The sequence below is a fragment of the Goodfellowiella coeruleoviolacea genome (assembly GCF_024171785.1).
Taxonomy (GTDB): domain Bacteria; phylum Actinomycetota; class Actinomycetes; order Mycobacteriales; family Pseudonocardiaceae; genus Goodfellowiella; species Goodfellowiella coeruleoviolacea.
This window is the reverse complement of sequence record NZ_JAMTCK010000012.1, coordinates 92,859-111,253: the sequence shown is the minus strand read 5'-3', so window position 1 is coordinate 111,253 and position 18,395 is coordinate 92,859. Positions and strand designations below refer to the sequence as shown.

Annotated in this window: 14 protein-coding genes and 2 pseudogenes; 3 read left to right on the top strand and 13 right to left on the bottom strand. The window is 71.5% G+C overall.

Annotation, left to right across the window (positions count from 1 at the left end; all coding sequences use genetic code 11):
* Window positions 1-71 precede the first annotated feature (71 nt).
* Entirely contained in the window at window positions 72-458 is a 387-nt protein-coding gene (locus LX83_RS24585) for a VOC family protein (protein WP_253775386.1), read from the top strand.
* A gap of 136 nt (window positions 459-594) precedes the next feature.
* Here LX83_RS24585 and LX83_RS24580 read toward each other — a convergent pair whose 3' ends face one another.
* The 3 genes from LX83_RS24580 to LX83_RS24570 are packed head-to-tail and all read right to left on the bottom strand — an operon-like array spanning window position 595 to window position 3,224.
* The gene (locus tag LX83_RS24580) at window positions 595-1,098 is read right to left on the bottom strand and encodes a DUF6912 family protein (protein ID WP_253775384.1); all 504 of its coding nucleotides are present in this window, start codon (window positions 1,096-1,098) and stop codon (window positions 595-597) included.
* Window positions 1,099-1,105: 7 nt separating this feature from the next.
* Window positions 1,106-2,521, bottom strand: a complete 1,416-nt coding sequence (locus tag LX83_RS24575) for a WS/DGAT/MGAT family O-acyltransferase (RefSeq protein WP_253775382.1) — start codon at window positions 2,519-2,521, stop codon at window positions 1,106-1,108.
* Window positions 2,522-2,546: 25 nt separating this feature from the next.
* Window positions 2,547-3,224 (bottom strand): phosphotransferase, encoded by a 678-nt coding sequence (locus tag LX83_RS24570; RefSeq protein ID WP_253775380.1) that lies wholly within the window; start codon window positions 3,222-3,224, stop codon window positions 2,547-2,549.
* A gap of 151 nt (window positions 3,225-3,375) precedes the next feature.
* On the opposite strand from LX83_RS24570, the gene LX83_RS24565 reads away from it, so the two are divergent.
* Window positions 3,376-4,146: a TrmH family RNA methyltransferase gene (locus LX83_RS24565; RefSeq protein WP_253775376.1), complete on the top strand. Its 771-nt coding sequence runs from the start codon at window positions 3,376-3,378 to the stop codon at window positions 4,144-4,146.
* A gap of 525 nt (window positions 4,147-4,671) precedes the next feature.
* Here the strand turns inward: LX83_RS24565 and LX83_RS24560 are convergent.
* Window positions 4,672-5,082, bottom strand: a complete 411-nt coding sequence (locus LX83_RS24560) for an HAD-IA family hydrolase (protein WP_253775374.1) — start codon at window positions 5,080-5,082, stop codon at window positions 4,672-4,674.
* Between the two features lie 130 nt (window positions 5,083-5,212).
* Here LX83_RS24560 and LX83_RS24555 point away from each other — a divergent pair, with 130 nt between their 5' ends.
* Window positions 5,213-5,926 (top strand): Rv3235 family protein, encoded by a 714-nt coding sequence (locus LX83_RS24555; protein WP_253775372.1) that lies wholly within the window; start codon window positions 5,213-5,215, stop codon window positions 5,924-5,926.
* 558 nt (window positions 5,927-6,484) lie between these two features.
* On the opposite strand, the pseudogene LX83_RS38785 reads toward LX83_RS24555, so the two are convergent.
* From LX83_RS38785 to LX83_RS24515, 9 genes and pseudogenes are all read right to left on the bottom strand, one after another.
* Window positions 6,485-6,724, bottom strand: a pseudogene (locus LX83_RS38785) (hypothetical protein); the annotation flags it as partial.
* A gap of 209 nt (window positions 6,725-6,933) precedes the next feature.
* Window positions 6,934-9,496: pseudogene (secA, locus tag LX83_RS24550) on the bottom strand (preprotein translocase subunit SecA); the annotation flags it as partial.
* Between the two features lie 506 nt (window positions 9,497-10,002).
* Window positions 10,003-10,701 (bottom strand): ribosome hibernation-promoting factor, HPF/YfiA family, encoded by a 699-nt coding sequence (gene hpf / locus LX83_RS24545; RefSeq protein WP_253775368.1) that lies wholly within the window; start codon window positions 10,699-10,701, stop codon window positions 10,003-10,005.
* Between the two features lie 644 nt (window positions 10,702-11,345).
* A complete protein-coding gene (locus tag LX83_RS24540) occupies window positions 11,346-11,606 on the bottom strand; it encodes a hypothetical protein (RefSeq protein WP_253775366.1) in 261 nt (86 codons plus the stop codon).
* Between the two features lie 331 nt (window positions 11,607-11,937).
* Window positions 11,938-12,621, bottom strand: coding sequence for a ComF family protein (locus LX83_RS24535; protein ID WP_253775364.1), 684 nt, complete (start codon window positions 12,619-12,621; stop codon window positions 11,938-11,940).
* A gap of 368 nt (window positions 12,622-12,989) precedes the next feature.
* Window positions 12,990-14,783, bottom strand: coding sequence for an LpqB family beta-propeller domain-containing protein (locus LX83_RS24530; RefSeq protein ID WP_253775362.1), 1,794 nt, complete (start codon window positions 14,781-14,783; stop codon window positions 12,990-12,992).
* The gene (gene mtrB / locus LX83_RS24525; RefSeq protein ID WP_253775360.1) at window positions 14,780-16,573 is read right to left on the bottom strand and encodes an MtrAB system histidine kinase MtrB; all 1,794 of its coding nucleotides are present in this window, start codon (window positions 16,571-16,573) and stop codon (window positions 14,780-14,782) included. The genes LX83_RS24530 and mtrB overlap by 4 nt, the downstream gene beginning before the upstream one ends.
* 61 nt (window positions 16,574-16,634) lie before the next feature.
* Window positions 16,635-17,312, bottom strand: coding sequence for an MtrAB system response regulator MtrA (gene mtrA / locus LX83_RS24520; RefSeq protein WP_253775766.1), 678 nt, complete (start codon window positions 17,310-17,312; stop codon window positions 16,635-16,637).
* A gap of 161 nt (window positions 17,313-17,473) precedes the next feature.
* Window positions 17,474-18,385 carry an SAM-dependent methyltransferase gene (locus tag LX83_RS24515; RefSeq protein ID WP_253775358.1) on the bottom strand — a complete coding sequence of 304 codons (912 nt, stop codon included), beginning with the start codon at window positions 18,383-18,385 and terminating at the stop codon, window positions 17,474-17,476.
* Between the last annotated feature and the right edge of the window lie 10 nt (window positions 18,386-18,395).

The window sequence follows — 18,395 nt, the reverse complement described above, 5'->3', positions numbered from 1 at the left end:
CGGGCAACTCGCCATTGTTCGGCCGATCGTGTGAACCACAGCCGGCCCCGTTGCCATTAGGCTCCCCCGCTATGCCGCAGGTTACCGGCGTGGGCGGAATCTTCCTCCGCGCGAGAAAACCTTCGTTGTTAATCGAGTGGTACCGCGAGCACCTGGGGGTTCCCATGACGCCGCACGGTGCCGTCACCTTCCACTGGAACTCGGGCACCACACCCGACCGGCCGGGCAGCACCACCCTGGCCGTGTTCCCACACGACACCGACTACCTGGGGGAGCCGGGTCAGAAGGCCATGCTCAACCTCCGCGTGGACGACCTGACCATGATGCTGACCCGGCTGCGGGCGCGCGGGGTCGAGGTGCTGGACCAGACCGAGGACTCCGAGTACGGCCGGTTCGGCTGGTGCGTCGACCCGGAGGGCAACCGCATCGAGCTGTGGGAGCCCGCCGAGGGCATGTGACCGGTGCAGGCCCGCGGTGACGTCTGAACGCCGAGGGACCGATCGATCGGGGCACGTGCTGGGGGAAACGTGCCCCTGCGTCGGGCCGGCGGGCCAGCCCGACGGCTCCACCCCGGCGGACCAGCCGGTCACCACGTCACAGCAGCTCCAGGAGGAACGGCAGCTCCTGCGGCGCGTACCAGGCGAGTTCGTGGTCCTCGGCACTGCCCAGCGTGAACTCCGCGTCCAGGTCGCCCAGGTCGGCCGCGTCGATCACCTCCGCGGCGGCCCGCACCGCGTCCTGCGCCTCCTCGGTGTCCAGGTGCACGGCGGCCACCCGCTTCATCGGCACCGGACCCAGCAGCTTCACCACGGCGAAGTCCAGATCGGGCCGCAGCCGCACGTTCTCGATGTCCGCGGACACCACCGCCCGCCGGGGCAGTGCCTTCTCGTCACCGGCCAGTTCCGCGGCCAGCAGCCGCAGCGAGGCCCGCGACGCCTCCAGCATGGCCGCGTACTCCAGTTCCTCGGTGTCACCCGAGGCGTAGGACTCGCGCAGCGCGGGAGTCAGCGCGAACGCGGTCTCGTTGACCGCGAGCAGCTCGTTGTTCTCGACAAGGCCACGCAGCATCGCCACGGTGGCAGGTACGTACACCCTCACTGCAACCTCACCCGGAGACCGTCCCAACCAGTTCCTCGACCGACTCCTGGACCATTCCGGCCAGGACATCCACATCCGACATCGCGTCCCGGTCGGCGTTGAGCCCGTAGTAGACCCCGCCGTCGTAGGAGGTCACGCCGATGGCCAGCGCCTGGTTCTTGGCCAGTGGCACCACCGGGAACATCTCCACCATCCTCGCCCCGGTCGCGTACAGCGGCACCTGGGGGCCGGGCACGTTGGTGACCACCAGGTTGAAGATCCGCCGGGAGAACGAGTTGGCCGCCCTGGCGCCCAGCGCGTGCAGGGTCGGCGGGGCGAACCCGGACACCCGGACCAGGGCGTCGGCCGCCACGGACTGGCCGGACTCCTGGTGGGCGCGCATGGCGTGGCTGACGTGGTGCAGCCGGACCACCGGGTTGGGCTCGCCCACCGGCAGGTCGACCAGGTAGGCGGACACCCGACCGCCGACCAGCGCCGGGCGCCCACCGGTCCCGGCGGCGGCCTCGGTGTCGCGCACCGACATCGGCGCCATCGCCCGGATCGTGGTCCGCGCGGTCACCGCCTCACCCCGGGAGAGCAGCCAGTTGCGCAACGCGCCGGACAGCACGGCCAGCACCACGTCGTTGACCGTGCCGCCGTGCGCCGCCCGCACCGCCCGGTAGTCGTCCAGCCTGGTCCGGGCGACCGCGAACCGGCGCTGCGGTGAGATCCGCACGTTCAGCGGGCTGTCCGGGGCCGGCCGCGCGGCCGTGCGCAGCGCCGAGGCCACCCCGCCCACCGCGCCGACCACCTTGCGCACCGTGGTCGCCGCGTCCATCGCGGCCGAGCGCACGTTCTCCACCAGTTCGCCGGGCCGCTGCACCGCGTCGGTGACGGCGTCGGCGACCAGCTGCAGCGCGCTCGGCTGCGGCTGCGGCATCCACAGGTCCTCGGCTGGCGGGGGTGTGGCCGGGGAGGAGTCCAGGATCACCTGGGCGATGTCGATCGTGCCCACCCCGTCCACCAGCGCCTGGTGCGTCTTGGTGATCACCGCGGTCCGGTTCTTGGCCAGCCCCTCGACCAGGTAGATCTCCCACAGCGGCCGGGCGTGGTCCAGCGGCCGGGACATCAGCCGGGCGACCAGCTCGTGCAACTGCCGGTCGCTGCCCGGCCTGGGCAGCGCCGAGCGGCGCACGTGGTAGGTCACGTCGAAGTCCGGGTCGTCCACCCAGACCGGCCTGGCCAGCCGACCCGGCACCGGCACCACCTTCTGCCGGTACCTCGGCACCAGCGTCAGACGCTGCTCCACCAGTTCGACGAGCCGGTCGTAGGCAAAGTCCGCCCTGGGCCGCTGGAACACCGCCACCCCGCCGACGTGCATCGGGGTGGTCGGCTCCTCCAGGTACAGGAATGACGCGTCGAGCGCTGACAGGCGGTCGGCCATGCCGTGATCCAAGCACAGCGGCGCCTCAGCGCATGGTGGCGACGGCCCGCCGGACCAGCGCGCGCTCCTCCGGCCCCCGGTCGGTGTCGGACAGGCGGTGGGCGGCCGCCGCGGGCAGGGCGGCGCGCAGCCCGGCACGGTCCACCCTGGCCAGGAACGCGCGCAGCATCAGCCAACGGGTGACCTGGGAGCGCCTGGTCAGCTTGGCCGAGGCCAGCACCAGCCAGCTCAGCGCCACGTCCAGGTGCCGGTTGCCTCGGGCGGCCCGACCCCAGTCCAGCACCACCGGTCCGGCCGGGCCGAGCACCACGTTGCCCGGGTGCAGGTCCATGTGCAGCAGGCTGTCCCCCCGGCCGGCGGCGGGCAGCCACGGCGGCGCCGGGATGTCGGCCAACCGCTGGTGCAGCCCGGCGAGGTGGTGGCCGAGCACCGGGGCGCGCCACGGCCGGGCGGACAGCTCCTCGGCCATGGTGGGACCGGGCACGTACTCCATCACCAGTTCGCCGCCCCGCACCGACACCACGTCCGGCACGGGCAGGCCGTGGCCGCGCAGATAGCGCAGCAGCCGTGCCTCGCCCGCCAGCGACGTGCCCAGCCGGCTGCGCTTGACCAGCAGCCCGTCCGGGCGGACGAGTACCTCGGCGTCCTTGCCGCTGGCGATGAGGTGTTGACGATCAGCGATGATCCGCTCACCTAACGCCATGTGACGATCATCACCGCTTCATCTCGAAGCGCAACCCCAAGCGGCCAACACCAGCCATCCGGACCAGCGCGGCGCCGCCGCCCCCAAGGCGGGACCGCGGTGCGGACCGGGCCCTCGGCGGGGCCGCCCAGGCCCGTGCGAGGCTTCAGGTATGCGGGATGTCGAGGTGTCGCCCAAGGATCGGTTCGTCACGGTGTACGGGCGCAAGCCCGTGCTGGAGGCGCTCGACGACCAGCGGCTGTCCGTCGACAAGGTGCTGCTGGCCGACAACGCCCGCGGCCCCGCCGCCCGGGAGATCCTGGACGCCGCGGCCCGTCGGGGCGTGCCCGTGCACCGGGCCAGCGCGCAGCGGGTGAAGGTGCTGGCCGGCAACGGCCGCCACGACCAGGGTGTGCTCGCCGACGTGACCGCGCCCCGCATGCGGCCGTTGACCGCCGCGCTGGCCGACCGGCGCCCGCCGCGCGGCGTGCTGCTGCTGGACGGCATCACCACACCGGCCAACGTGGGCATGATCCTGCGCACCGCGACCGCGGCCGGCCTGGACGGCATCGTGGTGCCCCGCAAGGGCGTGGCCAGCATCGACCCGCTGGTGGTGAAGGCGTCCGCCGGGGTGGCGTTCCGCGCGCCGATCCTGCGCTGCGGCACGGCCGCGGAGGCCGCCGCCGAACTGCGCGCCGCGGGTTACCCGCTGTTCGCCCTGGACGCCTCGGCCAGGCGGTCCCTGTACGCGGTGACACTGCCACCCCGGGCCGCGTTCGTGCTCGGCAGCGAGACCGCCGGGGTCAGCCCGGACGTCAGCCGGCAGGTGACCGACCGGGTGGCCATCCCCATGTCGTCCGGGGTCGAGTCGCTGAACGTGGCCAGTGCCGCCGCCGTGCTGTGCTTCGAACTGGTGCGCCGCCGGGAGACCGCGCGCTCCTGATCGCGCAGACCTCTGGTTGCCCACGTCAGCTGCTGACGGCGTGGCGCAGGGCGTGGCCGGGGCCGCCACGGACCTGGTGGCGGCCCCGGCCGGAGCGTCGGCTCCAGCACCGCGTTCGTCAGGTCCGGCGGCCAGCCACTCGCCGGAACCGAGAAATCAACGGTCAGATGTGCGGCCCAACTGCTGTCGACCACCCATGTCGGGCCCGGTAACTTTCCCGACATTCGACTTCACAGCGGACTCGCACCACAGCCGACGCGACGTTTTCCAATCCAGCCACCCGTTCACCCCGCTACCCGCGAAAAACTCTCCAGACCGGGCGAACCGATCACCGATAGCCCACTGACCAGCATAAACAGCTTCGTAACCACACTGATCCGCACCCCGGAAAGCACTGGGCCAAACCAGCCACAAAGCCTTCCGTGATCCTGATCACCGCGAAAACAATCTAGCCAGTCAGCCCGGTCTCAGCAATTCGCCAGCGGAGTGAAAATGTATTGCTGGTTGTCCGCGGAATCCCGCTCGTCAGCCATCGAGGGGTAACTCGAACAGCGTTGCCAACTCCGCAAGGGTGGCCGCGACTGACCGATGGTGCACCCCGACCATGCCGGTGGCGACCGCGGCCAGCACGTTGCCCCGCAGGTCGTCCACGAACACGCACTCGCCCGGTTGGAGGCCGAGCCGGGCCGCGGTCAGCCGGTAGATCCGCTCGTCGGGCTTGCCGAACCCCACCTCGCCGGAGAAGACCAGCACGTCGAACAGGTCGGCCAGCCAGTCCCGGGCCGGCCCGGTGGCGCCGTCGGCATTGGACAGCAGCGCGGTGCGCAGCCCACGGGTCCGCGCCGTCCGCACCACCTCCACCAGCGGCTGCCCGGTGCCGTCCGCCCCCGGATCGGTCAACACCCCGCCGTAGTCCATGACCAGCGCACGCAACACCCGCGTCAACCTACTCAGCACACCCGGCATCACCCGTTCGGGTGGTAGCTGTCCGGATTTTCCCGGCTGCCCGCTCAGTAGCTCGACCCGGTTCTTCCAGTCGGGACGACTACGCACGAGGGAGGCAGCCATGACAACCGCACTGGCCATCCAGCTGGCCCCGACTCCGGCCCACCACCCCCACGGCTTCGCCGTGCGGACGCTCCCGGGCTACGAGCCCGACCTGCCACCGGTCCTGAGGCTGGTGGGCCGGGAACCCCCGGCACCGCCGCGCCCACCCGCGTTGCCGGCGGCCGCGCCAGCGCAGCTCAGCGGCGGTGCCGGGGCCACGGCGGCCGGCTTACCCGTGGCACCGCCGTCCGCGCGGCACCGCGTTCGTCCAGCAGTGCCAGCCACCGCTCGGCTCAGCGCGTCGACTCCGCCGTCCGACTCGTGCGCGCCCGCGCCCGCGCCTGTGCTGCGCCTGGCCCGCGCCGGCCAGTCCGGGCACCACCGGGCCGGGCACAGCCAGGCCGGAGACGAGCAGCGGCTCAGCCAGGCGATGGCCATCGCACTGGTCATGCTGCGCGCGGTGTTCGAGGTGCTGGCCGGCCACCGCCCGATCGCCCAGTTGGCCGCGTTGACCAGCCCCGGTCTCCACCGCCGCCTGCTGGTGGCGCCGTCATGGCCCGTCCCAGGCGTGGCTGAACCAGTCAGGGTGGCGGTGAACCGGATCGACCTGCCCTGCCGAGGGGTGATGGAAGTGGCCGCCACCCTGCACGGGCCAGCACGGGTCCGAGCCGTGGCCGCACGTGCCGAGAGCATCGAGGGGAGGTGGTGCTACACCCTGCTGCACGTGCTGTGACCCCCGCCCGGACACCCCACGCCCCGGGGCACCGCCGCGCCCAGGCCGCCTGGTCCCTGGCGGTGGACGTGCCCGCCAGGCGGAGCGGCCGGGCCGGCCGCGGCACCGGCGCGCGTCGATCCCGGCGCGACCGCCCGCAGCTGGCCTCGGCCACCGCGGTCAGGCCGAGGCTCAGCCTAGGCGCAGCCGAGGCACCCGAACCGTGGCTCACCCGGGCCGAACCCGATCGCGGCCCGTCCCCGCCCGACACCGTTCGCGGCTGTCCCCGCCCGACACCGTTCGCGGCCCGTTTCGCCCGACACCCGACCTCGGTATCTCCCGACGGTCACCGTTCGCGGCCTCCCGGGCCGGGGCGCGGTCACGTCTGCCTGGCCGTCGCGGGTCGCGGTCCCTTCCGGGAGCGGCGCCCCAGCCGTCCACCTCGGCGGCGACGGGTCCTCGCGATCTGTCGCAGCCGTCGCCGGACGCACCAAGGCCACCACCCGGAGCTGCGGTTCTCGCCTGCCCGAGTGGTGGCCTCGCGTGGTCGACCCGGCGGCCGTGCGCCGGGGTGATGCGTCAGTGCTTGGGGCGCCTCTTGCCGGTCTTGGACTGGGCGCGGGCCGCGGCCCTGCGCTCGCGACGGGTGGCACCGCCTGCCCCGCCCTCGTCAGCGGCGTCGCCGTGCGCCTCAACCCCGCCGCCCTCGGCCGGACCGCTGTAGGACAGCCGCTGCTTGCCCGGCACGTCCAGCCCCTTGCCCCGCAGGGCGGGTGGGATCGGGTTGTTGGACGACAGCTGGGCCAGGGCCGGGCCGGGGGGAGCCTGCGGCGGCTCGTCGGCGTTCTGGTCGGCGGCCGGCATCGGCCGCATCGGCCGGGGTGTCCTGGCGGTGCGGCTGGCCCGGCCGTCCCGGCCCGCGCCCGCCGGCTGCTGGGTGGCTGGGCCAGCTGGCGCGCCAGCGGCCGCTGCCCCCTGCCGAGCCGCGGGCGGCTGCTGGCCCCGGACCGGTGCGGCCGACCCGCCGGTGGCCGGCGTGGGCGGCGCGTGGGTCACCGAGACCGGCACCTCGGCCTCCTCGGCGGGTGGCTCTGGCTCGGCGGCCTGGACCTGCAGGTTGAACAGGAACCCGACCGACTCCTCCTTGAGGGCGTCCAGCATGGCGTTGAACATGTCGAACCCCTCGCGCTGGTACTCGATGAGGGGGTCGCGCTGGGCCATGGCCCGCAGGCCGATGCCCTCCTTGAGGTAGTCCATCTCGTAGAGGTGCTCGCGCCACTTGCGGTCGAGCACCGAGAGCAGCACCCGGCGCTCCAGCTCGCGCATGGCGCCCTCGCCGACCCGCTCGTCGATCTCGGCCTCGCGCCGCCGGTACGCCGCGAGCGCGTCCTCGACCAACTCGGCGGTCAGCGCCTCCCTGGTCAGGTCCTCATCCCGGTCCAGCAGGTCCTGCCAGCGCAGCGACACCGGGTACAGCGTCTTGAGCGCCGTCCACAGCTGCTCCAGGTCCCAGTCCTCGGCGTAGCCGTCGGCGGTGGCCCCGTTCACGTACTCGGTGACCACGTCGGTGATCATGTGCTCGATCTGCTCGCTCAGGTCCTCGCCCTGGAGCACCCGGAGGCGCTCGGCGTAGATCACCTTGCGCTGCCGGTTCATGACCTCGTCGTACTTGAGGACGTTCTTGCGGATCTCGAAGTTCTGCTGCTCGACCTGGGTCTGGGCGCTCCGGATGGCCCTGGTGACCATCTTGTGCTCGATCGGCACGTCGTCGGGCACGCGCAGGCGGTTCATCACCGCCTCGACCATGCTCGCGTTGAACCGCCGCATGAGTTCGTCGCCCAGCGACAGGTAGAACCGCGACTCGCCCGGGTCGCCCTGTCGACCGGACCGACCACGCAGCTGGTTGTCGATCCGGCGGGACTCGTGCCGCTCGGTGCCCAGCACGTACAGGCCGCCGGCCTCGCGGACCTCTTCGGCGTCGGCCTTGAACTGGGCGGTCATCTCCTCGATCAGCTCCGCCCAGGCGGCCTCGTACTCCTCCGGGGTCTCCACCGGGTCGAGGCCGCGCTCCCGCAGCTCGTGGTCGACGATGACGTCGGGGTTGCCGCCGAGCACGATGTCGGTGCCGCGACCGGCCATGTTGGTGGCCACCGTGACCGCGCCCTTGCGCCCGGCGTTGGCCACGATCAGCGCCTCACGCGCGTGGTGCTTGGCGTTGAGCACCTGGTGCGGGATGCCCTTGGCGGTCAGCAGCTTGGACAGGTACTCGGAGCGCTCCACGCTGGTGGTGCCGACCAGCACCGGCTGGCCCTTGGCGTGCCGCTCGGCGATGTCCTCGGCGACCGCCTCGAACTTGGCCGTCTCGGTCTTGTAGACCAGGTCGGGCTGGTCCTTGCGGATCATCGCCCGGTTGGTCGGGATGGGCACCACGCCGAGCTTGTAGGTCTGGTGGAACTCGGCCGCCTCGGTCTCAGCGGTACCGGTCATGCCGCCGAGCTTCTCGTAGAGGCGGAAGTAGTTCTGCAGCGTGATCGTGGCCAGGGTCTGGTTCTCGGCCTTGATCTCCACCCGCTCCTTGGCCTCGATGGCCTGGTGCATGCCCTCGTTGTAGCGGCGGCCGGCCAGCACGCGGCCGGTGAACTCGTCCACGATCATGACTTCACCGTTGCGGACGATGTAGTCCTTGTCCTTGTGGAACAGCTCCTTGGCCTTGAGGGCGTTGTTCAGGTATCCGACCAGCGGGGTGTTGGCGGCCTCGTACAGGTTGTCGATGCCGAGCTGGTCCTCGACCAGGCTGACGCCGGCCTCGGTGACGCCCACGGTGCGCTTGCGCTCGTCGACCTCGTAGTGGACGTCCCGCTTCATGATCGGGGCCAGGCGGGCGAACTCCTGGTACCACCGGGAGGACTGGTCGGCCGGGCCGGAGATGATCAGCGGGGTCCTGGCCTCGTCGATGAGGATGGAGTCGACCTCGTCGACCACGGCGAAGTAGTGGCCCCGCTGGACGCAGTCGTCCAGGCTCCACGCCATGTTGTCGCGCAGGTAGTCGAAGCCGAACTCGTTGTTGGTGCCGTAGGTGATGTCCGCCCGGTACGCCTGCCGGCGCTGGTCCGGGGTCATCTCGGCGAGGATCACCCCGACCTCCATGCCGAGGAAGCGGTGCACCCGGCCCATCCACTCGGCGTCGCGCTTGGCCAGGTAGTCGTTGGTGGTGACGACGTGGACGCCCTTGCCGGAGATGGCGTTGAGGTAGGAGGGCAGCACACAGGTCAGGGTCTTGCCCTCACCGGTCTTCATCTCCGCGATCTGCCCGAGGTGCAGTGCGGCCCCACCCATCAGCTGCACGTCGAAGTGGCGCTGCCCGAGCGTGCGCTTGGCCCCTTCCCGCGCCACGGCGAAGGCCTCGGGCAGCAGCTCGTCGAGCGTCTCCCCGTCCTGGTACCGCTTGCGGAACTCGTCGGTCTTGGCGCGCAGCTCGCTGTCGGATAGTTCGAGGAGGTCGTCTTCCAGGCTGTTGATGTGCGCCGCGATATTGCGCAGACGCTTGAGCATCTTGCCCTCGCCAGCACGGAGCAGTCGGGACAGCACCATCCGGTCGACCTCACAAGCTGATTGCCGCGCACCCTGGGTGGGTGCCTAACTGGGCGTCCAATACGTCATTGCCCGCTGATCCGACAACGTCGTTTTGAACACGCCGGTTCCCATCGTAGGCAAGTTTGAGCCTGCGATGCACAGACGCATGCGAAAAGGCGGACCAGCATCCTGGCATGCCCCGGACGTGTCCGCGTTCGGGCTCACACCACCTCGCCCGAACGGCGTTGCCAGCTACTCCCCGACCACCCCGCGGATCAGGGCCGGGAGACGGGCAGGACGTGGGGTAATGGCGGCCCAAGCCCACCGAGGGCGCGCTGACCTGGGCTGGAGCAGCCAGTGGTGACACCGTTCACGCAATGAGTCAAACACACGTTCGAAGGCGAGAACAGTCACACGAACCGGTGATCCCGGTGCGGTGACCTCGGAACGCGGCAGCGGCCCCCGCGCCCGCGGGAGCCGCTGCCGTGGTCACTGACCGCGCCGGCGGTCAGCCCGACCGGTGATCAGCGAAGCCGGATCACCCCGTAGTCGAACCCCTTCCGGCGGTAGACAACGCTCGGGCGTCCCGAGTCGGCGTCGAGGAACAGGTAGAAGTCGTGTCCGACCAGCTCCATCTGGTAGAGAGCCTGGTCAACGCTCATCGGCTCGGCGGAGTGCTCCTTCTCCCGGACGACCCGCCCGGGCAGTCCCTCGTCGGCCAGCTCCTCCCACCGCTGGCTGGGGACCTCGGGCACGCCCTCGACGTCGGCCGACTCGGCGAGGGGCTCGCCAGTGTCCTGTTGGGGAGCCTCGATCACCGCGGTCGCCTGACGTCCTCCGGTTCTCCCGCCGGACGTGGCCTCGGCAAGCGCGCCGTTCGCGGTCACCGCCGCCATCGACGGGGTCGCCCGCCGGCCGTGGTGCACCCGCCGCCGGTCGTGCATCCGGCGGAGTCGGTTTTCGAGCTTGCTCACCGCGCAGTCCAGCGCCGCGTAGAAGTCACCGGCACATGCCTCGGCACGGACCACCGGTCCTCTTCCCATGCCGGTGATCTCCACGCGCTGGCAGTTCTTGTGCTGCCGGCGGTTGCGCTCATGGAACAGTTCCACGTCGAAGCGGATGACCTTGCGGTCGTAGCGCTCCAACCGGGCCAGCTTGTCCTTGACGTGGACCCGGTAATGATCGGGCACCACAACGTTGCGGCCCTTCACCACGATGTCCATACACGACCTCCCTCGCGTGCTGCGAGCAATGACTGGGATCGCTGTGGCGCCGGGGTTGGTGGATGTCCGCTGTCAAGGGGACCGTCGCTCTGGGTTGCGGACGGTCACGGAGTCAGCGGACCTCCGGCGCCAGGATCATGGGCTAATCGCCTCCTCCCGCGACCGGGTTCGCTGATAGCGGTGCACGTTAGCCCGGGATTCGTCCCGGCAACACCCCCCGGGCCAGGGGAATTCACAGCGCCGCCATCCGTGACGGGGCGTGACACAACCCCGCGAACGCGGCTGGACCGGACCGGCCGGCAGGACACGGCTGGACGTCCTGACCTGGCCGACGACCAGCGCGCCCGGCAGCCCGGTGGGCTAAGCCGAACGGACCAGTCGAGCTGTCTCATACCCGGCCAACGGATCAACCCCGGCCGAGGTTCCCGGCCGCGCGCTGACCAACAATTTCACCCGTATGAGTGGTAGCGGACCTGCCCACAGCCGCCCCCTGAACGGCTCAGCGGGCAGTGTCCGCGCCCAGAACGTCCCCTGTCAGACGATTCACGGCCCGCACCGGGCACCCGCACCGCCCCGGCCGACCTGGTGCACGGCCCGTCAGCACGGCCCGTCAGCGCGGCGGCCTGTTGGCGTTGCTCAGGGGCTCAGGGCCACAGGGTGGTCGCACTGGTGGTGGGCACACCGGAGCGAGCCGTGTCCGGCTCCGGTGCCGCGGACCCCGGCACCGCGGACTCCGGCAGCGCCGACCAGCCGGCCGCGGCCTCGCTCACCTCCACCACCGGATGATCAGGACCGCCCGCTGGCTGGTCGACCGAGACAGGCACGTGGGCCGAGGCGAACAGCAGCGCGCCCAGCACCGCGAGCGCGATGGCCGGGCCGAAGCCCACCAGTTTTTCGGATCGCACCAGCAGAGACGACAGCCAGTGACTCACGTGCACTCCCATGTCCGCGACAGACAATCCCCGACGCGCGTCCAGCAGCCGCGAGAGCATGCGTCGAACGCTCCTTCCAGCTGTGGACGCGCAATCAGCGTCCTCACCTCTTCAGGAGCGAGCAATTAACTAGAAGCGTGAAAGCCAAACCCCTGATTGGCGCTTGACACCGCATCATTGGTCTATGGAAGCCCGATTAACTCATACTCCTCACACATAAACCACCCAATAAGGTGGCAACCGTCACCCGCTCGCCCGCATCGGCCGCGCCCATGTCCGTCACCGCCGCTCCGCCGCCGGGTGGTCAGGCACCGGCTCTGGTGAGCGCGAGCACGGCGGTGACCACCAGGCCGGCGTCGGCCAGCGCCCTGGTGCAGGCCGCGGCCGTGGCTCCGGTGGTGACCACGTCGTCGATCAGCACCACGGGTGTACCGGGCGCGGGCAGTCCGGCACGCCGAGGGCGCACCCGCCCGGCCAGGTTGACGGCCCGCTGGTGAGCTGTCAGGCCAACCGAGTCACGCACGCCCGCGGCCAGGCGCAACGCCGGGGCGACCGCGGCCGGCAGGCCCTGCCGGGCCAGGTCAGCCGCGCAGCACCGGGCCAGCCGTGCCATGTGTTCCCCGCCGCGTCGCCGGATCGCGGCCGGACGTGACGGCGCGGGCACCACGTGCCAGGTGCCGTCGCCGGCGGGCCGGGCACCGGGCAGCCAGGGCAGGACCCCGGCCAGCATCGCGCCGAGCACGGGCGCCAACTCGTGCCGGCCGCGCTCCTTGTAGGCCAGCACCAGGTGGCGCGGCGCGCCCCGGTATTCGGCGAGGGCGTAGGCCGGTGGCCCGGTGGCCATGGCCGCGCGCCGCACCGGCAGCGGACCACCGAACTCGGCGCGGCACCGGCCGCAGCAGGCGTGGCCGGCGGCGGCGCACCCGGCGCAGTGCTGTGGCACTGACAGGTCCAGCAGACCGAGCAGGTAGGCGAGAAAACGGGTCATGCGGACACAATGGCGGGCGGCACCGACAGTTTTGCCCGGAAATGCGTGCCCACGTTCTGGGAAGGCGGTTCCGTACCCGAAAACAACCCGATTGGAGTCAGGGTTGTCCACAGGCGCTCGCAGTTGTCCACAGCCCACTCAGCGGCGCTGTTTTCGCCTGGGCGGGGCCGATAGGCTGGAGCAGGGCTCGGCCCCCTGGGTGGGCGGGGGTGTGCAGCGGGCTCGGTGTGCAGCGGGTGCGGTGTGCAGCGGGTGCGGGTGTGCGTCGGGTGGCGGGCCGGGGGCGCGGTGAGTACCGGGGGTGCGGTGGGTTCGGTCGGGATGTCCGCGTTGGTGCAGGCTCTCACCTGACTACGCCGGGTGATCCGCTAGCCGGGGTAGCTGACCACCGAGTTCGGGCCGGGGTTGACCGGGTTCTGGCGCCACACCTCGCCGATCTCGGTGGCCGTCCACAGGCCGCGGCCGTCCACGGCGATCACCGAGTGCCCGCTGGCCGCCGTGATCGAACGGACCGGCACCGTCAGGTTCGAGGTGTTGTACCGCTCCATCTGGAACCCGTCCACGGACACCCTGGCCACCGGCACCGACGACGATGCCGTGCCCACCACCACGGTCTCCTGGGACAGCCAGTCCACGCTGAGCACGCTGGACAGCGCGTCGCTCTGCAGCTTCTTGGCCTGCCGGATGGTCACTGACGAGTCCTGGTTGCGCTGCACCGCGCCGACCACGAGCTTGCCGCCGACCACCGCCGCCACCCGCGTGCCGTCCCTGGACAGCCGCAGGTCGCTGATCAGCCCGTACTGGGTGAGTTCGCTGGCGTTGATCGGCTTGGCCACCCAACTGCCGTCGTTGGCGTTGTTGACCACCTGGACCACGTTGTTGCCGTCGGCGACCGCCCACAGCTCGTTGCTCGGGTTGTTGGAGGAGTTGACCGGGCGCCAGGTCGGCCTGGTGATGTCGGTGGTGGCGGTCAGGTTGACCTCGGCCAGCGGCTGGTCCATCTTGCCGACCCGCAGCCGAGGGCCGCGCTCGGTGCCCGCCACCACCGCCAGCAGCGAGCCGTCCGGCGACTGGGTGGCGCCGCGCACCGCGTACTGCCCGCTCCCGGCCGGGCCGTTGACCTGCGCGCCGTCCTTGAGCGAACGGACCTGGCCGTTGGCCACCACCAGGCCGTGCTGCTCCACGTCGACCGCGGCCGACGGCTCGTAGGACTTCAGGTCGCTGGCCCGCCAGTCCGGGTGCTCCGGGAACAGGGCCTCCCGGTCGACCTCCACCCTGATCCGGCTGCTCGTGACGTTCTCCAGGGACCGCACGATCTGCGCCACGATCTGATCCCTGGTCTGCGGGGTCAGGTCGCCGGTCTGTTTCAGGTCGACCACCAGCGCCCCGTCGGTCGACTCGGTGACCTGCGTGTTCGTCGTGGTGTTCGGTCCAAGCGCGCTGGCCAGGGCACTGTGCAGGCCGTCGGCGGGGCCGTCCAGCAGCAGGTCGATGACCCGGCCGGGCACGCCGGGCGCTGGCGAACCGATCACGTAGCGCAGGTCGGGCACGAGCACGCTGCGCTCCGGGTCGAAGAAGTACAGGCGGACCGGCTTGTACCCGGTGCTGAAGCCGGTCAGCGTGAGGTAGACACCGGCCGGCGGCTTGACGATGCGCCACTGGTCGTCGTCCTGCCGCTCCACCGTGATGGGCACCTCGACGTCCCCGAACTGCGGCACGAACGCGTAGTCCGAGTCGAGCCGGCCCACGTTCTTGCCCTGTAACAGCACGGTGCGGGTCCGGCCGCCGTCGACCGGCTCGTCCGGGCCGGTCGAGTAGACGGTGCGGAACGTGTTGTCCAGGATCGTCACCGAGCTGTTGGTGTCCCAGTCAGCCCGGGCCTGCTTGGTCAGGTACGGCTTGGCCTCGGCGAAGTCGTCCGCCGGGTTGGCCGCGGCCTGTACGAAGTTGCGCACCAGGTTCAACGGGTCGAGGTTCTTGTCTGGCTCGGCCGCCGCCACCGAGGTGGGCGTTTTCGGGCCGTCCTTGGCCACCGGCTGGGGCGGGGTGTGCTCGGGGATCGAGGCGCAGCCCGCCAGCCCCAGCACCACCCCCACCAGCGCGAGCACCCTGCGACAGCGGGCCGCCGAGCCACTGCCGCGCCGCTGCCTGACCCGGCTCACCTGGCCTCCTCCCAGACGGGTTTGTCGTCCTGCCGCTGCTCGGCCGAGTGCCACACGGCCCGGTTCTCGTCGCCGGCGGCCACGGCCGGCTGCTCGTGCGGGCCCGCCTGGCCGGCCGGTGCCGCGCCCTCGGTGCCCGCCGCGTCCGCGGCCGGTGCGGCGCCGACCAGCGCCGCCGGGATGGGCGGCAGCGGCAGCGGGCTGGTGGTCAGCTCCCGGCCCTGCGTGCGGGGCACGGTCAGCCGGAAGCAGGCGCCCTGGCCCGGCTCGCCCCACGCCTCCAGCCAGCCGCCGTGCAGCCGGGCGTCCTCCAGGCTGATGGACAGGCCGAGGCCGGTGCCGCCGGTGCGCCGGTTGCGCGACGGGTCGGCCCGCCAGAAGCGGTTGAACACCAGCTCGGCCTCGCCGGGGCGCAGGCCGACGCCGTAGTCGCGCACGGTCACGGCCACGGCCTCGTCGTCGCCGGCCAGGGTCACCTCCACGGGCAGGCCCTCACCGTGGTCGATCGCGTTGGCCAGCAGGTTGCGCAGGATGCGCTCCACCCGCCTGGCGTCCACCTCGGCGGTGACCTCCTGGTCGGGCAGCACCAGCCGCACGTCCGTGCCGGTGCCACCGGCGATGGCGCGCACCGCGTCCTTGGCGTGCCGCACCACCAGCCGCATGTCCACCGGCTCGGCGGCCAACTCCTCCACGCCCGCGTCCAGCCGGCTGATCTCCAACAGGTCGCCGAGCAGCGCCTCGAACCGGTCCAGCTCGTCGACCAGCAGCTCGGTGGAGCGGGCCAGGCCGGCCGGGAACTGCTCGCGCGAGGCGTGCAGCACGTCCGCCGCCATCCGCACGGTGGTTAACGGGGTGCGCAGCTCGTGGGACACGTCCGAGGTGAACCGCCGCTGCAACTGGCCGAACTCCTCCAGCTGGCGGATCTGCTCCTGGATGCTCTCGGCCATCTCGTTGAACGACTCGGCCAACCGGGCCACGTCGTCCTCACCGACCACCGGCATGCGGCGGTCCAGCTTGCCGTCGGCGAACCGCTCGGCCACCTCCGCGGCCTGCCGCACCGGTCGGACCACCTGCCGGGTGACCAGGTTGGCGATGCCGGCGAGCAGCAGCAGGAGCACCACTCCGCTGACCACCAGGGTGCTCTGCACCACGCTGACCGTGCGCTGCTCGCTGGCCAGCGGGAACAGCATGTACAGCTGCATGGCCCGCGCGGTGCTGCTGACCGGGATGCCGGCCACCAGGAACGTGGTGGGCGTGCCCTCGCGGTTCACCGTGGTGATCTGGGTGCCGGCGGTGCCGTTCTCCACCATGGTGCGCAGCTCGGCCGGCACGTCCTGGAACGGACCGGCCGAGGTCACCAGGCCGCCCTCGGTCTTGCCGCCGCCGTCGGCCAGCACCGGCTCGTAGGCGCCGGCCGCGGAACTGGCCGGCCCGTCGTCCGGGTTCGAGCTGGTGAGCCTGTTCAGCGCGGTGGCGAACCGGCCCCGCGTGTTGTCCAGCCCCGGGTTGATGCCGAGCAGCTCCCGCTGCACCACGAACGAGGCCGACTCGATCTGGCTGAGCGCGGCCGAGGTCTTGGTCTGCAGCAGGCGGCCGACGATCTCCGTCTGCAGCACCATGCCCAGCACGAACACCACGGCCGAGGACAGCGCCAGGGTGCTGACCACCACGCGCAGCTGCAGCGAGCGCCGCCACAGTTCACCGAAGGCGGCCCACCGACGGCGCGCCTCCACGAAAACGCGGTAGACCCTGCGGGCCACGGCGTGGTCCCACCGCTGACGCTGTCTCATGCCTCCTGATCCTGCTGGGTCGAGGTCACGGCACCGGCACGGAACCGGCACAGCCACCGGGTCACGGCGGGCCGGCCTTGTAGCCGACACCGCGGACGGTCAGCACGACCTCGGGGTGCTCCGGGTCCTGCTCGACCTTGGACCGCAGCCGCTGCACGTGCACGTTCACCAGCCGGGTGTCCGCGGCGTGCCGGTAGCCCCAGACCTGTTCGAGCAGGACCTCCCTGGTGAACACCTGGCGCGGCTTGCGCGCCAGCGCGACCAGCAGGTCGAACTCCAGCGGGGTGAGCTGGATGGCCTTGCCGTCGCGCAGCACCTCGTGGCCGGGCACGTCGATGGTCAGGTCGCCGATGGTCAGCGTCTCGGCCGGCTCGGCCTCGGTGCGCCGCAGCCTGGCCCTGATGCGCGCCACCAGTTCCTTGGGCTTGAACGGCTTGACCACGTAGTCGTCGGCGCCGGACTCCAGGCCCAGCACGATGTCCACGGTGTCGCTCTTGGCGGTGAGCATGACGATCGGCACCCCGGACTCGGTGCGGATCGCCTTGCACACGTCGATGCCGTTCATCCCGGGCAGCATCAGGTCCAGCAGCACCAGGTCGGGCTTGAGGTCGCGCAACGCGGGTAGCGCGCGAGCCCCGTCGGCGACCACCGCCGTGTCGAACCCCTCGCCTCGCAGGACAATGGTCAGCATCTCGGCCAGAGCCGGGTCGTCGTCCACCACCAGCACGCGCGCCTTCATGCTGAACATACTCGCACTGTTCATAGCCCGTTCGTGCACCACCCGGCGCTCGTTGCTCGCGGTCTCCGGATGCGTTCGCTCCGTGACCACGCGGTGCTGTGGCTCCATCCGCGGTGCGCCCCCCGTCACATTTCCCGGCACTGGCACGACATCGTCGAGAACTAATACGTGCGATGAACCAGTTTTGTTACTGAGCGTATCGCTGGGAGCCGGCGCTTCTGCGGCAGTGTGATCGCCAGCCGCGGACGCACCGCGCTGGCCAGCCAGATCCTGGCCGGACCGACCAGCTCCGGGTCGGTGATGCCGGGCACCGGCCGACCGTGTTCCCCGGCCAGCCGGGTGGGCGCGGCCACGGTCGCGTACCAGCCGTTGCGAGCCAGCCAGCGCACCGGGTCGGCCAGCCAGGAGTTGGCCAGCGCGTCGAGCGAGCGGAACCGCTCGTGCACCTGGTTCATCTGCGGTAACCGGCGGAACTCCTGGTTGAAGTGCTCGATGGCGATGCGGCTGCCGGGGGCGGACAGACTGGAGATCCGCGCGAGCAACCGGTCGTTGTCAGCGTCGGACAGGAACATCATCACCCCCTCCAGCAGCCAGGCCGTCGGCCTGGTGCGGTCGAAGCCGGCGGCCAGCAGCGCGGCCGGCCAGTCGCCGCGCAGGTCGGCCGGCACGGTGACGCGCTCGCAGGCCGGGCGGACCCGCTCGCCGGCCAGGACGCGGTCCTTGAACGAGACCAGCGCGGGCAGGTCCACCTCGAACAGGCGGGTCGGGCGCGGCCACGGCAGCCGGTAGGCCCTGGTGTCCAGGCCGGCGGCCAGCACCACCACCTGGGTGCACCTGGCCGCGCCGGCGGCCAGGCAGAAGTCGTCGAAGTAGCGGGTGCGTAACACGAAGTGGGTGTCGGCCAGCTCCCGCACGAAGTCGAGGTCGCTGACGTCGCCGGCGGCGTCGGCGAGCACCCCGGCCAGCGGGTCGGCGAACAACCGGTCGGGTCGGGCCTGTTCGTCGGCCCTGGCTCTGGCGATCATCACGGCGGTTCTGCTGACGCCGGCCGGCGGCCGGCTGTGCGCGTTCATCTCTGGCAAG